Below are 15,229 nucleotides of genomic sequence, written 5' to 3' on the forward strand. Positions count from 1 at the left end.
CATACAAACGATACAATTCCTACAATCATACACTAAAAAAGGAATTTATAGAGTGAAAAGCGAAGATAACATTCTCAATTAGCTTGTTAATATGTATCTCTCACAAATTAAAGTTTATTGGAGACCAGTCTTTTAAAAAAGTTTGTGAGGAATTCAGTAGAACAAGATATATGAAGTGAGTGAAGACTAGTGATGAACATACTACATTTTTTATTAGAGAATACGGTTTTCCAAAATGTGTTACAAGATCTGCAGTTAAATGTCCTTTATATAGAAAATGGATGTAAGCATCAACAAACGGTAGAAAATATCCATCCAAAATGTATGTTTATAGCAAATAGTTTTGAAGAGGGCGAACTATTATTTCAAAGAACGAAACCACACATTATCATTACGTATGTAACAGATTATTCTCAAATAAAATATATAAAGAATATGTATACTCCGCACAGTACATTCATTGTCATTTGGGATCAACAAATAACAAAAGAATTCACAGATGTACTTGCATTAGGAATACGTAATATTGTAATAGCTCCTGTAACTCCGCAAGCAGTGTTAGAGGAAGTGAATAAGAGTTTGTATCAACTTTCTTTAGTAAGGCAAGTTAGTTTGCAGCAGGAATTGCTTCAAACGATGTTTGATTTTCAAAATGATCTATTATTTATAGTAGAAGATGATGAAATAGTTGATTGTAATACAAATTTTTTAGCTTTTTTCGGATATGAAAATTTGTTTGCCTATCGTGAGCAACATTTAGTATTTGCTGAACATTTTATTAGAGAAAATGGATACTACTCGACGACGCATGATATAACATGGCTAGACGATACTTTATCTAGTGGTAGAAGAATTAAGATGTTAAATTATGAAGGGGCAGTATCTACTTTTCTATTACGTGCGACACCATTGCCAGAAGATTTATCAAGATTTATTGTAAAGTGCACGGAAATTACAGAATTAGATGAAATCTATCAAGAACAAGAAAGACTTGCTATGATAGATTCATTGACAGAGATTTATAATCGTTTAAAGTTTCAACAAATACTAGAGGTAGAATGGGAAAAGGTAATACGTAGTGATGAGAAAATAGCAATCATTTTATTTGATATAGATAATTTTAAAACAGTTAATGACACATATGGTCATGATTTTGGCGATTTAGCATTAATACAACTTGCAGAGCTTATGAAATCTAAAGTGGAGCAGCAACATGTATTTGCAAGATGGGGAGGAGAAGAATTCATTATATTAGTGACAAATACAGTAGAAAAGGAAGCATTTCAAGTTGCGGAGTCATTACGATTCTTTATTGAAACAAAGCAATTTACTGGAATTTCGAAGTTAACAGCTAGCTTTGGAGTTGCGTTATATGAACAAGGAACTACAAGAGAAGAATTAATGCAACGAGCGGACATTGCATTATATGAAGCGAAAAAAAATGGAAAGAATCAAGTATGTGTGTATAGAAAAGAAAAAATGTAATTTTTCGCAACAAATTGTTGCGATTTTTTTTTATTGTTTGATAATAGAATAGGGGGGATAATTTTTAGCGAAGGAATTATGGAGGATCAATATGATAAAAAAAGTAATGGTGATGGCTTCACTGTCTGCTATAGTTGGCGGCGGAGTATACTATTTTCTTGTTAGCCCCAATATAAAGGAAAACACTGTATTAACAACTAAAGTGAATCCTACTATTGAATCGGAAGTACAAGGGAATATAGAAGAAAAAGAAGAGCAACAAATTGATTATGCTAGCATATCTCAAAAATTAGATCAATATTTAGTCGGAAAGCAATTTAATGGAACAGTTTTGGTAACAGATAAAGAGCATGTTATATTGAATAAAGGATATGGGTATGCTGATGTTCAAAATAAAATAGAAAATACGCCTCAAACAAAATATCGTATCGGTTCTATTACGAAAACAGTTGTTGCCACATCTATTTTACAGTTGCAAGAACAAGGTAAATTGAATATTCAAGATAATGTAAATAAATATATTCCTTCATTTCCGGAGAATAAAAATATTACGCTATATCATTTATTAACGCATACCTCTGGTTTACCTGAACATGCGAAAGGAAATGTGAATGCTGCTTCCCGTTTACAGTTAATTAATTGGATTGGACGTCAAAATTTAGAATTTCCTGCAGGAACAGGTTGGAGATATACAGATTATAATTATATGGTTCTTGCTTATATAATAGAACATATCTCCAAAAAACCTTTAGGAGATTACATAAAAGAAAACATATTTATAAAAGCAGATATGTATGAATCCGGTATGGGAAATATGGTACCTGGAGATAAAAATTTTGCAAAGGGTTATGTGAAAAAAGATAAAGAGCTTGTACCAGCGCAGAAGTTAGGCATGGATTGGCTATATGGTTGTGGTGAGATGTATACGACAGTTGGAGATATGAAGAAGTTAGACGAAGCAATTATAAATGGAAAACTTCTTTCTGAACAAAGTATACAAGCAATGTTTTCGCCTTCAGCAGAACGGAAATATGCATTTAGTTTTTATATATATCCAGATTATTTTCATAATCATGGTGTGTTATCTGGTTGGAATACTTTCAATAATTTTAATAAAGAAAAAGGAATTTTTGTTATGTTATTTTCAAATGTGAAAAATAGTATGGATGATGACTTTAATAAAGAGTTCCGAAAGATGGTAAATGATTTATTAGAACAAAGGGGATGAGAAAATGGAACATAAAACTGTATCAATAGGTTTCATTGGTATTGGCGTAATGGGAAAAAGTATGGTTTATCACTTAATGCAAGATGGTCATAAAGTATATGTATATAATAGAACGAAAGCAAAAACAGATTCTTTAGTGCAAGCTGGTGCAAATTGGTGTAATACGCCAAAAGAGTTAGTGAAGCAAGTTGATATTGTAATGACAATGGTTGGATATCCACATGATGTAGAAGAAGTGTATTTTGGTATAGAAGGAATTATAGAACATGCAAAAGAAGGTACGATAGCAATTGACTTTACGACATCTACACCTACTTTAGCAAAACGTATTAATGAAGTTGCAAAAAGCAAAAAAATATATACGTTAGATGCACCTGTCTCAGGAGGAGATGTTGGCGCGAAAGAAGCAAAACTCGCAATTATGGTAGGTGGAGAGAAAGAAATATATGATAGATGCTTACCTTTACTTGAAAAGTTAGGAACAAACATTCAATTACAAGGACCAGCTGGGAGTGGACAACATACAAAAATGTGCAATCAAATTGCCATTGCTTCCAATATGATTGGAGTATGTGAAGCTGTTGCTTACGCGAAGAAGGCTGGACTGAATCCAGATAAAGTGTTAGAGAGTATTTCAACAGGAGCAGCAGGTAGCTGGTCATTAAGTAATTTAGCTCCTCGAATGTTAAAAGGAGACTTTGAGCCAGGATTTTATGTAAAGCATTTTATGAAAGATATGAAAATTGCTTTAGAGGAAGCAGAAAAATTACAATTACCAGTCCCAGGCTTAAGTTTGGCGAAAGAATTGTATGAAGAGTTAATTAAGGATGGCGAAGAAAATAGTGGAACACAAGTATTATATAAAAAATATATAAGGGGGTAAACGAGGTGGACCTTCAAAAGTTTGATGAGATGATTGATACTGTACAGCGAGCTACTTGTATGCAAATTAATGAAAGACAAAAAGAAGCTTTTAAACAAAAATATGATTTTGAACCAGAATTTGAATATGGAAGAGATGAGAAGGGGCATTATGTAATTCGAACCTCAAAAAAGATGTTAGAAGAAATGGAGTTTTATTTAGCATTGAAATATGATCGTGATGGAGTGGATCTTTATATGCAAGCTGAGATTGACGGCATATTTTATGTATCTATTAGCTATGGTGAAGATGCCCTACATCTACAAGAATTGTTTCAATTTCTAGAAGAAAATAAATAAAAGTCCTCAAATGAGGACTTTTATTTATTTAGTCATCTTTAATTTTTATAATTATAAGTTAGAAGCCCGGCGGCATCGTTCAACCGGGAACGGGATAATTTGTGCGATGTGATTAGGGCCAAATTGTTTTGTACGAGCATGGCGTATTATATAAAAAGCACACAGAATTGAAACAGGAATAGCGCCGAATAAACCAAATAATAAAGCGCTTACACAAGATGCGACAAATCCTAAAACACCAATTTCTAACTCTTCCATAATAGCTCCTAAAATAACAGGAAATGCTCCACATGTAACTCCAAGTATAAGTGCGATAAGTAAGCTCATGATTATCCCCCTCTGTTTGCGATATTATTTTCCTTCTTAGTTAATTGTAGTATATCACATATAAAACAGAATTTTCAGAAAAAATTCAATAAATGTTCGAAAAATGCACTTGAAAAATCAAGATGTTAAATTTGTGATGAAATAGTACTTTCAAGTAAATAAAAAATCAGGCTTATTTCAAAATGAAATAAGCCTGTTCCATAGGAGGATGTATATATGTAGAGTGAATAAAAGTTTGGAAAAGGGGGTCCAAGTCCTTTTATTCAACTAACTACCTTAATAGATTGGAACCCAGCCTTCAGTTGTCACAAAAATACGAATAGCTACAACTTGGCGATCATCTTGCAAGGTAAAATAATGTCTTGCATTTTCAGGAACAGATATTAAATCGCCTGGCTCAAGTTCAACATCAAAGAATTTCCCATCTTTACCTTCAATAGCGAAAATGCCATGACCACTGACGATAAAGCGAACTTCGTCATCTGTATGATGGTGTTCCTTTTGGAAATTAATTAATAATTCGTCAAGGTTAGGGGTGCTATTTGAAAGTGAAATTACATCATGTGCTGTATAACCACGGCGTGCTGAAACATCAGCGATTTCTTTTGAAAACACAGCTAATATTTCAGCTTTGTTTTCATCTGTTAACGAATAATTTTCATTTAAATGAGTAGGAAGTTTAGAAATATTCCATTTCTCATATAAAACGCCTTCCTCTTGTAGAAATTTAGATACTTCCACTTCATTTTCAATACGAGTATTTACTTCATGAATACGAATTTGCGCCATTAGAAACGCCTCCTTGAATTGATAATAGTTTTATATGAAATTGGAATAAAAACTCATAAGCTTCTAATCTCTTCTTTGCATCAAAGCTATCTCGGCCCCATACAGTAATACCGTGGTTACGGATTAATACTGCACCCGAATCTCCTTGTATATGCTTTCGGAAGTTTTCTCCAAGCGTTGGGATATGGGCATGGTTTTCAATAATAGGAATTTGAATTGTTGCACCTTCTTCCCAAATATCGAGTGCTTTAATAATTTCTTGATTTTGAAGGGTGACTGCATCACTATATAAATTTGTGATGACATTATTATCAGTTGTATGAACATGAAGTACGCACCCGGCATTCGTATTGTTATAAATGTGTGTATGCAATATTGTTTCTGCTGAAGGGCGTAATTCAGTCTCTAAAACGGGAACTCCTACATGATCTACTAATAGAAAATCATCTGGAGTGGTTTTTGTTTTATCTTTACCGCTTGCTGTAATAAGAAAAGTAAGTGGTTCATGGCTAACCTTTATAGAAATATTACCACTTGTTGCTGGAAACCAATTTCGTGTTGTTAACTCTTTTTTTAACTCGCTTAAGTCATACCATTGACGAAAAAGTTGTTTCATGCCTTCACCTCCAACAAAAGTTTTAATTCAGCTTGCACATCTTGAAACGTTTCAAACGGTGTATAAGCAATATGATTTTCTTCACACTTTGTAATAAGAAAATCGCGAGCGAATACTTTATCAGCTTGTTTCGCGGCTTGTAAATCAGTAATAGAATCTCCAATTACAATATGAAAGTCATTTGTATCACTTAATTTACGGATTAATGATGATTTACATAATCCGCAATGATTATGACAATGATCATCACAAGAATGAGGCCATTTAACTGTAATAAACTCTGCTGAAAAGTCTGTTTCATTACAATAAATTTGCTCTTTTGGAATGATTCCTTGTAAGAGTGGATAGACGAAGAAATCCATTCCACCTGATATCACGTAAAAAGAAATGTTATTTTCCTTTACGAATTGTATAAACTCATGAAAACCACTACGGATTTCAGCAGTTTCTATTAAAAATTGAATAATATCATCGTGCAGATTAGTAGGTATTAATTGAAATAATCGAGAAACACCTTCTTGAATGGATAGTTCTTGTGATAAAATTTTATTCTTTACTTCTTCGGCTTCTGGTGGTGCGAATTTTTCCATAATGGACATAATGTTATCATTATTTGTAATCGTGCCATCGAAATCACAAAATACTTGAATACTCATAATTTCACCTCATAAGAGGGATTTCCCCATATTTGTAGTGCACTATGCAAATTTATGTCGTCTACTTCATGGAGTGGTTTATTTTGCAAAGTAGCATCAATTGCAGTACGGAAAGCTTTACCGCCGCCTTGCGCTCCATTTGGATGTCCGTGTATCCCGCCGCCAGCATTAATAACAACATCTTTACCGAAATCTCGTACAATAAAGGGAACGAAACCAGGATGAATACCAGCAGACGGAACAGAAAAGCTCTTCTTGAAAAATGCATCGTCTTCAGTTAAATATTTTGAGATAGCAAGAGCCTCCTCTTTTTCTAGCGCAACACTTCCGTATGGAGATGGGAATAATGAAAAGTCAGCCCCAGCATAACGTAGTAGCTTTCCAAGTAATAATGGTGATGAAACTCCATATAACTTGGATGCTGAATAAGCACCACTTACAGCAGGATGTGCCATAATAGGAACTGGGATTTCATCATCTTCTGCAAGTGATTGTAGTACATCTAGTCCGTAAGCAAATACGTTAAATAATAGAATATCAGCTCCAGCTTGCACTGCACGTTTAGCATTTTCTTTTAAATCAAAAGTTCGTCCTGTTAAATTTAAGGCATATAACGTTTTATGACCGTATGTTTCGTAGACAGATTGTAAAACTTCTTTTCCAGATACAATGCGTTTCGTAAGTGGTGTTAATGCATTTTCAAATAATATTTCATCATCTTTTACTATATCTACACCACCAATTGCTTGATCGCGTAATTGCGTTTTTAAATACCCAATGTTTCGTCCAATCATTCCTTTAAAAATACTCATTAAAAGGGGACGATCATGCACTTGTAAAAGATTTCGAATACCATCTATCCCGAATTTTGGACCAGGAAAATGTTTTTTTAACTCGTCTGAAAAAGTTAAGTCAATTAGTTTTACTTCGCCATCAAGTGATAGCTTTCCAAATGTAGTCGTTAAAATCGCTGGTAAATCTGGACTGAAGTTTAATAGCGGATATTCGATTTTAATAATTCCGCGTTTTACTTTTTTACGTAAATACGAATTGGTATATTCATGTTCAGCTAATTCCTCAACATGAATGACGTTGCCTTTATGCTGCTTTAATTGTTCTTGCAATAAGTGTGGCAAATGAGTCCAAGAGCCAATTGTTAAACCGAGTGCAATTTGCTCAGCTTTTTTTTCTAAGTTATGTGAATCATCATGGATTAAATACGTCGCTATAATTCCGCTCATTGTTATAACCTCCTAGTTAAATAAAAAAACCTCTCAGCTAAGGAGAGGTTTTTTTACAACCAGCTCCTTATCTGTCAGCGTAATGCTGCGAGAATTAGCACCGTGTCTACATTGTAGATCGGTTGCCGGGTTTCGTCGGGCTCGTCCCTCCACCTGCTCTTGATAAGAAGTATTTAGAAATGTTTAAATTTTTAAGATAACTGAATTTTGTCAGATATTTTTCGTGTTGTCAATTACTTTTTGAAAAAATTTAATTTATCAATTCGATTAATGGCTTCTCGTAATCTATCTTCTGCATGCAAGAGACCAACACGGACATACCCTTCCCCATGCTTACCAAATCCAACACCAGGAGCAACTGCGACATGTGCTTTTTCTAGTAAAATATCAGAAAATTGCTCAGAGGTATATCCTTTTGGAACGGGAAGCCATGCAAAGAATGATCCTTTTGGAATGTCTACATTCCAACCAATTGAGTGACAGGCTGAAATAAGAGCGTTTCTTCGAGATTCGTAACTATTTACAAGGTCTATTACGCAAGACTGTGAACTTAATAGCGCTTCTCGAGCAGCATCTTGAACTGCACCGAATATACTAACATACATATGATCTTGTAATAGGTTAATTGTTTCAATCACACTTTCATTCCCTACAGCAAAAGCGATGCGCCAGCCAGCCATATTGAAAGTTTTTGATAATGTGTAAATTTCAATTCCTATATCTTTCGCACCATCTGCTTGCAAGAAACTAACAGGTTTTTGACCATCAAATCCGATAGCGCCATAAGCAAAATCGTGAACAACTAATATATTATGTTTATTAGCAAAGTGAATGGTTGCATCAAAAAAATCTTTTGATGCAGTAGCACCGGTAGGATTATTTGGATAGTTTAAAAACATTAATTTTGCACGCTCTGCAATAGAGTCATCAATGTTCGTATAATCTGGTAAAAAGTTATTTTCTGCAATAAGCGGCATTGTTTCAAAGTGTGCTTTTGCTAAAGCAACCCCGGATAAATAATCTGGATAACCTGGATCCGGAACGAGAATCGTATCACCAGGATTTGTAAAACAAATCGGTAATTCTACTAGTCCAGCCTTCCCGCCAAACAAAATAGCAACTTCAGTTTTGGGGTTTAATTCGACGCCGTATTCACGTTTATAGAATGTAGCCACGGCTTCCTTTAAGCTTTCATGTCCGCGAAATGGCGGATATTTATGATGAATGGTCTTTTCGGCAGCATCTTGTAAAGCTTTTACGATATGCTGCGGTGTTGGTTGATCTGGATTACCTTGACCTAGATTAATAACATCGTGACCAGCTGCAACGACTTTGTTAACTTTTGCAACAAGTGAAGCGAAAAATTGTGTTGGCAATGATGTTACTATCTCAGAAGGTTTAAATAATTTCATACTTTCCACCTCTTTTGAAAGTTGTTACAATTCTAGTGACAAATGATATAATCTTTCCAGTATTTTGTAAAGAAAAAAATAAGAATGGGGCTGAAAAAATGAAAGTCGCATGTATTCAAATGGATATTGTTTTTGGAGATGTAGAAAAAAATATTGAGAATGCTAAAAATAAAATAAGCGAAGCTATGAAGGAAAGGCCAGATGTTATCGTCTTACCAGAACTATGGACAACAGGATATGATTTAACGAGACTTTCTGAAATTGCAGATAGGGATGGAGTGGAAACGAAAGAAAAGTTAATAGAATGGGCGAAGCAATATGATATACATATTGTTGGTGGTTCTATAGCAAAGCAAACAGAGCAAGGCGTTACAAATACGATGTATGTTGTAAATAATGAAGGACAGCTAGTCAACGAATATAGTAAAGTACATTTATTTCAGCTTATGGATGAACATAAATATTTAATAGCCGGTAATGGTACGGGCGAATTTAAGCTAGATGATGTCGAATGCGCTGGAACAATTTGTTATGATATTCGTTTTCCAGAGTGGATGCGTGTCCATACTGCTAAAGGGGCAAAAGTATTATTTGTTGTAGCAGAATGGCCATTAGTTCGTTTAGCACATTGGCGTTTGCTATTGCAAGCAAGAGCAGTTGAAAATCAGTGTTATGTTGTTGCGTGTAATAGAGCAGGAAAGGATCCAAATAATGTATTTGCGGGTCATTCTTTAATTGTGGACCCTTGGGGTGAAGTTGTAGTAGAGGCGAATGAAGAGGAATCAATTTTATTTGGAGAGCTTGAATTCGAGAAAATTAAAGAAGTACGTAAAGGAATTCCAGTTTTTGCGGATCGCCGTCCAGAATTATACAAATAAAATGTTGACAAGTGATTTTTATTCTTGGTATAGTCTTCAACATAAAGTTAAAAATTCAAAAAATTATACAACTCTTATCAAGAGCAGGTGGAGGGATTTGGCCCGATGAAGCCCAGCAACCGACCGTAATACCATTGTGAAATGGGGCGTTTATTACGCCAAAAGGCACGGTGCTAATTCCAGCAGAAAGTAAAACTTTCTGGCAGATAAGAGGGGAGAAGATAAACTTCAAACCTCTTTCTTAGTGGAAAGAGGTTTTTCTATGTTAGAAAAACCTCTGAATTTAAAAAGGGGGAGAAGACGATGGGATATTATTCATTAACAGAAATAACAGCTGTACAATATGCGAAAGATCATGGCTATTTTGAAGCGAAGGCAAATGTCGTTTGTCATGAAATTGGAGACGGAAACTTAAATTACGTGTTCAAATTAGATGATGGAGAGAAATCAATTATAATAAAACAAGCACTGCCTTATGCGAAAGTAGTTGGTGAAAGCTGGCCATTGTCTATAAAAAGAGCAACGATTGAAAGCAAGGCATTACAAATTTTTGCGCAGTATGTACCGGATTATGTTCCAGTAGTGTACAGTCATGATGAAGAGTTAGCGATAACGGTAATAGAAGACTTATCAAGACTAACAATTACAAGAAAAGGATTAATAGACGGAGAAGAATATCCGCTTTTATCCCAGCATATCGGCCGTTTTCTAGCACATGTTTTATTTTATACTTCAGATTTTGGTTTACAGTCAGAAGAGAAGAGGGTACTAGAAGGTACCTTTGTAAATCCAGACCTTTGTAAAATTACAGAGGATTTAGTGTTTACAGATCCGTTTGGACATTATGATACAAATGATTATGAGCCAGATTTACAGCTCGTGGTTGATGAACTTTGGAGTGATAAAACTTTAAAACTAAAAGTAGCACAATATAAATATAAGTTCTTAACAAGAAAAGAAACTCTTATTCATGGTGATTTACATACTGGTAGTATTTTTTCGTCACCTTCTGAAACGAAAGTGATTGATCCAGAATTTGCGACATATGGCCCATTTGGATTTGACATAGGTCAATTTATTGCAAATCTATTATTAAATGCTTTATCTAGAGAAGAAGAAAAAAGAAGTGTACTATTTTTCCATATAGAAAAGACGTGGAGTTATTTTGTAGAAACTTTTACAAAGTTATGGATTGGAGAAGGTGTAGAAGCATATACGAAAGAAAAACAATGGTTACCAATTATTTTGCAAAATATCTTTACTGATGCAGTTGGATTTGCCGGATGTGAACTGATTCGTAGAACAATTGGTTTAGCTCATGTAGCAGATTTAGATGAAATAGAAAATAAAGAAACAAGAATTCAAGCTAAGAAACAAGCGCTATCCTTAGGTAAAGAACTAATAAAATATGAATCTAAAAGTGCTGATATTCAACTGTTTCGAACATTATTTCAACAGACAGTTTCAGGGGGCGTAAAAGCGTGAGTACAATTGTTACTGTTCCGAGATCTGTAAGCTGGAAAGGTGATGCAATTGCGGTATTAAATCAAACGAAATTGCCGCATAGCACAGAATACAAAACATTGACGACTATTGAAGAGGTTTGGAAAAGCATCGTAATGTTAGAAGTACGAGGAGCGCCTGCAATTGGAATTGTAGCTGCATTTGGCTTGGCGCTTGCATCAAAAAAATATAACACTGTACATATTGAAGAATTTCAAAAGAAGTTTAATAGAGATTGTAATTATTTAGGAACGTCACGCCCGACAGCAGTAAATTTATTTTGGGCAATTGATCGTATGAGAGAATCTATTCGAGAGATTACTACAATAAAAGAAGCACAAAAAACATTAGAAGAAGAAGCGCTTCGCATTCAGCAGGAAGATGAAGAGGTGTGCCGAAATATTGGGGAATATGCGTTAACATGTTTTAAAGATGGCGATAATATTTTAACAATCTGTAACGCTGGAAGTATCGCAACTGCCAGATATGGAACTGCATTAGCTCCCTTTTATATTGGAAAAGAGAAAGGTGTGCGTTTACATGCATATGCGTGTGAAACGAGACCAGTTTTACAAGGTGGTCGCTTAACGACCTGGGAATTGAAGCAAGCAAATATTGATGTGACCCTTATTACAGATAATACTGCAGCTTATGCTATTCAAACGAAAGAAATAAATGCAATTATTGTAGGGGCGGATCGAATTGTCGCAAATGGAGATACGGCAAATAAAATAGGGACAATGAATTTAGCTATTTTAGCAAAGCACTTTAATATCCCATTTTACGTTGCTGCTCCACTGTCAACATTTGATGTTACGAAAGAAACTGGAGCTGAAATTATTATTGAAGAAAGAGATGAAACAGAAGTTACGAAAATCTTTGGAAAACAAGTAGCACCAATTGGAACGGATGTTTATAATCCAGCATTTGACATAACGCCGAATGAATTAATTACAGGAATTATTACTGAGAAAGGTATTATACGCGGGGACTATAAACGAGAAATTGCATCATTATTTGAAAAACAAGCTAATACATAATAGCTTGTTTTTTTATGCCTAAATGCAGTGTTTTCTCTTACTTATATAATGAAAGGAGGGGAAGAGGATGGAAGAGTGGATCAAGATGATAGGTAATGTAGGGTTTCCGATTGTTGTAACATTATATTTACTCCACCGTATTGAAAGTAAACTAGAGGGGGTAATTGTTGCAATTGAGAAGCTCCCGCGGCAATTACTAAAGTACGAAGATCCTCGGGAATAAAAATAAAGTTTGCTCTTCTTGAGCAAACTTTATTTTTATTGAGCGGTATAACCACCATCTATAACAACAGCTTGTCCCGTTATACCTTTAGCTTTTTCACTCGCTAAAAACATCGCATAATCAGCGATTTCTTGTACTTGTAATAAGCGCTTTTGTGGGACGAGTGGATAAATAACATCTTCTAAAACATTTTCAAGTGGTACATTTCGTGTAGTAGCTAAGTCTTGTAGTTGATTACGTACAAGAGGGGTATCGACATAACCAGGGCAAAGGGCATTAACAGTAATACCATGCGTAGCACCTTCTAAAGCAGCAACTTTTGTTAATCCAATTACGCCATGTTTTGCACTATTGTAGGCAGCTTTTCCAGCAAATCCGACAAGGCCGTTAATAGAAGCGACATTAATAATACGACCATATTTTTGTTGTTTCATAATCGGAAAGGCATGCTTAATTGCGATAAACGGAGCAATTTGCATAATTTGAATTAGTAGCTCGAACTTTTCAGTTGGAAAGTCTTCAATGGGTGAAACGTGTTGCATTCCTGCGTTGTTAATTAATATATGTAATGAACCGAAATGATCAACTGTTTGAGAAATTGCTGCTGTAATTTCCTCTTCAGATGTAACGTCACATTTTAAACCGATAGCTTGAAAACCTTCATTTTGTAATTGTTCAGCAGCTTCTTTTGCACGTTCTTCAAGTCGATCGGTAATCACAACTTTTGCACCTTCTTTTGCAAAAGCCTTTCCCATTTCATAACCAATACCACTTGCAGCACCTGTTAAAAAGACAACTCGATTTGTAACCATGATGAAAAACATCCCTTCATAATAAAGTTTTCATAGTGCTCTATTTAGAGAAGCTATAATGAAATTCCTGCAAACATTTGGAAAAAAATATTGTTAGGAGGATTTGAATTATGTCGACAAGTCAAATGCTGAAAGGGATTTTAGAAGGATGCTTACTTGCTATTATTTCTGAAGGCGAAATATACGGTTATGAAATGAGTGAAAAGCTAGCGAAGTATGGTTTTACAATGGCGAGTGAGGGGAAGAGTGTAGAAGATATTTTCGGAAGCTCACCGAAAGAATATGCAAATGAACTTGTAAAAGTGATGGAAAGGGATAGACAGGAAACGTGGAAGCAAATTGGTTTTACAGTAATGAATATCGTATCGTTTTGGATTATTGCTTCTATCTTAATAGTGAACCATGGAATGTTACAGATTTCACTTATTCAGTGTATCGGTTATAGTTTTTCATTTATTTTAGTTGTTATAGGTCCTAATTTTCTACTTCGCAAAATGACTTTTGTAACAAGTTTTTCAAAAACGTGGTTTTTAGTAATGATAGCGCCAATGTTTTTAATGGGAGTCATTATGGTACTAGATGTGATATATCCTACAAAAATGTTTATATTCAATCAAATGCAAAGTTATTTATTGGCTGGTGGTATTTTTATCATTACAGTAGCGGTAAATATGTATTTTGATGGATGGTTTAAAAACTTATATTTAATTATTCCACTTTCGATTATGTTACTATTTAAAACATTTACATCAGAAGATCTCGTGCCAATGTTATTTCAAATTATATGTTTATACGGAAGTTTGTTTATTTTAATCTTCCTTGAAATTATGATGAAGACGAATAGAAGAGAAATGGTTAAATAAGGGAGGGGTTATAATGAAGATTTCTAAAGAAGGTGAAAAGTTTTTAATCGATACGAAAGTATATTTAATAACAAAAGGGATTAAAGAAGAAGATGTGGACGCTTTTCTAGAAGATGCAGAGCTTCATTTAATAGAAGGTGAAAAAAAGGGAAAGACAGTAAGTGACATATTTGGTGACTCACCAAAAGAGTATGCGGAAGAATTAGCGAAAGAGATGGAGAAGGATAAAAGCGGGAGCATAAAAAGTATTTTAGGGATGATTATTGGTATTGGTGGATATTGGTTACTGACAAATATTTTATTTGGAAGCCCCGATCAACAATTTACGTTAACAAATGTACAGTTAATTGGTTATCCTATCGTTTTAATCATTACGATTATTGGAACGATTGTTGCATTTAGAATGTCTTCTTTTAAAAGTAAATTAGTAGAATTTGGAATGATTTATGTAATAGTAATGGTTCCTATTTTATTATTGGTGTTATTGATGTTTATGAATAAATGGTATGGGACACCTGTATTGCAATTGGCGACAATGCAAACATATATATTAGCAGCAATTATCTTTTTATTACTTCTTATTGGTGAAGTATATGTTCTTGGCTGGATGGGTGTTTTTGTACTAATTGTTCCTCTTATGATTATGTTCTTATTTAAAGACTTAGAAGAAAGTAATGTATTTTGGGGAATTACAAAGGTCTTACTTATGTATGGAAGTATATATGGATTAATGAAATGGTCTTTAAAAATTGAAGAAAGAAAAAGTATGAACTAGAAATTCAATAAAAAGCGGCTGCTCTGGATATACCAAAAATTATTTCCAAAGAAATATTATATAGGGATTTTTAGAGGGATTACATTTACATTTAGTTGTCTATTTTTATTTCTAGCAGCCGGGATTTGTTTTGTTGATTGGAATAAGTTGTTTTAAACAG

Annotated in this window: 16 protein-coding genes, 2 pseudogenes and 2 riboswitches; of the genes and pseudogenes, 11 read left to right on the forward strand and 7 right to left on the reverse strand. The window is 34.2% G+C overall.

Features of this window, described 5'->3' with window-relative positions:
• Positions 1–192 precede the first annotated feature (192 nt).
• From QO049_RS09815 to QO049_RS09830, 4 genes are all read left to right on the forward strand, one after another.
• Positions 193–1,485: a GGDEF domain-containing protein gene (locus QO049_RS09815; RefSeq protein ID WP_001023189.1), complete on the forward strand. Its 1,293-nt coding sequence runs from the start codon at positions 193–195 to the stop codon at positions 1,483–1,485.
• A gap of 91 nt (positions 1,486–1,576) precedes the next feature.
• Positions 1,577–2,713 (forward strand): serine hydrolase, encoded by a 1,137-nt coding sequence (locus QO049_RS09820; RefSeq protein ID WP_140337562.1) that lies wholly within the window; start codon positions 1,577–1,579, stop codon positions 2,711–2,713.
• Positions 2,714–2,717: 4 nt separating this feature from the next.
• The gene (locus QO049_RS09825; RefSeq protein ID WP_000400473.1) at positions 2,718–3,596 is read left to right on the forward strand and encodes an NAD(P)-dependent oxidoreductase; all 879 of its coding nucleotides are present in this window, start codon (positions 2,718–2,720) and stop codon (positions 3,594–3,596) included.
• Positions 3,597–3,601: 5 nt separating this feature from the next.
• Positions 3,602–3,934, forward strand: a complete 333-nt coding sequence (locus QO049_RS09830) for a DUF3909 family protein (protein ID WP_000365624.1) — start codon at positions 3,602–3,604, stop codon at positions 3,932–3,934.
• 51 nt (positions 3,935–3,985) lie between these two features.
• On the opposite strand, the gene QO049_RS09835 is transcribed toward QO049_RS09830, so the two are convergent.
• The 6 genes from QO049_RS09835 to QO049_RS09860 all read right to left on the reverse strand — a co-directional run bounded on the left by QO049_RS09835 (position 3,986) and on the right by QO049_RS09860 (position 8,975).
• The gene (locus QO049_RS09835) at positions 3,986–4,261 is read right to left on the reverse strand and encodes a hypothetical protein (RefSeq protein WP_000054659.1); all 276 of its coding nucleotides are present in this window, start codon (positions 4,259–4,261) and stop codon (positions 3,986–3,988) included.
• Positions 4,262–4,537: 276 nt separating this feature from the next.
• Entirely contained in the window at positions 4,538–5,050 is a 513-nt protein-coding gene (locus tag QO049_RS09840) for a 1,2-dihydroxy-3-keto-5-methylthiopentene dioxygenase (protein ID WP_000057321.1), read from the reverse strand.
• Entirely contained in the window at positions 5,028–5,666 is a 639-nt protein-coding gene (locus tag QO049_RS09845; RefSeq protein ID WP_000811347.1) for a methylthioribulose 1-phosphate dehydratase, read from the reverse strand. The genes QO049_RS09840 and QO049_RS09845 overlap by 23 nt, the downstream gene beginning before the upstream one ends.
• On the reverse strand, positions 5,663–6,322 hold the full coding sequence (locus tag QO049_RS09850) for a 2-hydroxy-3-keto-5-methylthiopentenyl-1-phosphate phosphatase (RefSeq protein ID WP_000027466.1): 660 nt from the start codon (positions 6,320–6,322) through the stop codon (positions 5,663–5,665). Before QO049_RS09850 ends, QO049_RS09845 begins: the two co-directional genes overlap by 4 nt.
• Entirely contained in the window at positions 6,319–7,563 is a 1,245-nt protein-coding gene (mtnW, locus tag QO049_RS09855) for a 2,3-diketo-5-methylthiopentyl-1-phosphate enolase (protein WP_000014192.1), read from the reverse strand. Before mtnW ends, QO049_RS09850 begins: the two co-directional genes overlap by 4 nt.
• 64 nt (positions 7,564–7,627) lie before the next feature.
• A riboswitch (SAM riboswitch) is annotated at positions 7,628–7,732 on the reverse strand.
• Between the two features lie 64 nt (positions 7,733–7,796).
• Complete coding sequence (locus tag QO049_RS09860) at positions 7,797–8,975, reverse strand: pyridoxal phosphate-dependent aminotransferase (protein ID WP_246961086.1); 1,179 nt, start codon at positions 8,973–8,975, stop codon at positions 7,797–7,799.
• A 14-nt stretch (positions 8,976–8,989) separates the two neighbouring features.
• Between QO049_RS09860 and QO049_RS09865 the strand changes: the two genes are divergently transcribed.
• From QO049_RS09865 to QO049_RS09880, 4 genes are all read left to right on the forward strand, one after another.
• A complete protein-coding gene (locus tag QO049_RS09865; RefSeq protein WP_000869881.1) occupies positions 8,990–9,853 on the forward strand; it encodes a carbon-nitrogen family hydrolase in 864 nt (287 codons plus the stop codon).
• Positions 9,854–9,924: 71 nt separating this feature from the next.
• Positions 9,925–10,066, forward strand: a riboswitch (SAM riboswitch).
• 90 nt (positions 10,067–10,156) lie between these two features.
• On the forward strand, positions 10,157–11,338 hold the full coding sequence (gene mtnK, locus QO049_RS09870; RefSeq protein ID WP_000542674.1) for an S-methyl-5-thioribose kinase: 1,182 nt from the start codon (positions 10,157–10,159) through the stop codon (positions 11,336–11,338).
• A complete protein-coding gene (gene mtnA / locus QO049_RS09875) occupies positions 11,335–12,396 on the forward strand; it encodes an S-methyl-5-thioribose-1-phosphate isomerase (RefSeq protein WP_284489263.1) in 1,062 nt (353 codons plus the stop codon). The genes mtnK and mtnA overlap by 4 nt, the downstream gene beginning before the upstream one ends.
• A gap of 67 nt (positions 12,397–12,463) precedes the next feature.
• Positions 12,464–12,619, forward strand: coding sequence for a YvrJ family protein (locus tag QO049_RS09880; RefSeq protein ID WP_000393337.1), 156 nt, complete (start codon positions 12,464–12,466; stop codon positions 12,617–12,619).
• 35 nt (positions 12,620–12,654) lie between these two features.
• Here QO049_RS09880 and QO049_RS09885 read toward each other — a convergent pair whose 3' ends face one another.
• Positions 12,655–13,431, reverse strand: coding sequence for a 3-hydroxybutyrate dehydrogenase (locus tag QO049_RS09885; RefSeq protein WP_000258428.1), 777 nt, complete (start codon positions 13,429–13,431; stop codon positions 12,655–12,657).
• A 233-nt stretch (positions 13,432–13,664) separates the two neighbouring features.
• Here QO049_RS09885 and QO049_RS09890 point away from each other — a divergent pair.
• The 3 genes and pseudogenes from QO049_RS09890 to QO049_RS09900 all read left to right on the forward strand — a co-directional run.
• Positions 13,665–14,294: pseudogene (locus tag QO049_RS09890) on the forward strand (DUF1129 domain-containing protein); the annotation flags it as partial.
• A 13-nt stretch (positions 14,295–14,307) separates the two neighbouring features.
• Positions 14,308–15,069 (forward strand): DUF1129 domain-containing protein, encoded by a 762-nt coding sequence (locus QO049_RS09895; RefSeq protein ID WP_087967374.1) that lies wholly within the window; start codon positions 14,308–14,310, stop codon positions 15,067–15,069.
• 12 nt (positions 15,070–15,081) lie between these two features.
• Positions 15,082–15,225 (forward strand): annotated as a pseudogene (locus tag QO049_RS09900) (DNA-binding protein); the annotation flags it as partial.
• Positions 15,226–15,229 lie beyond the last annotated feature (4 nt).

It is taken from the genome of Bacillus sp. RB3, from assembly GCF_030164735.1.
Lineage (GTDB): Bacteria > Bacillota > Bacilli > Bacillales > Bacillaceae_G > Bacillus_A > Bacillus_A cereus.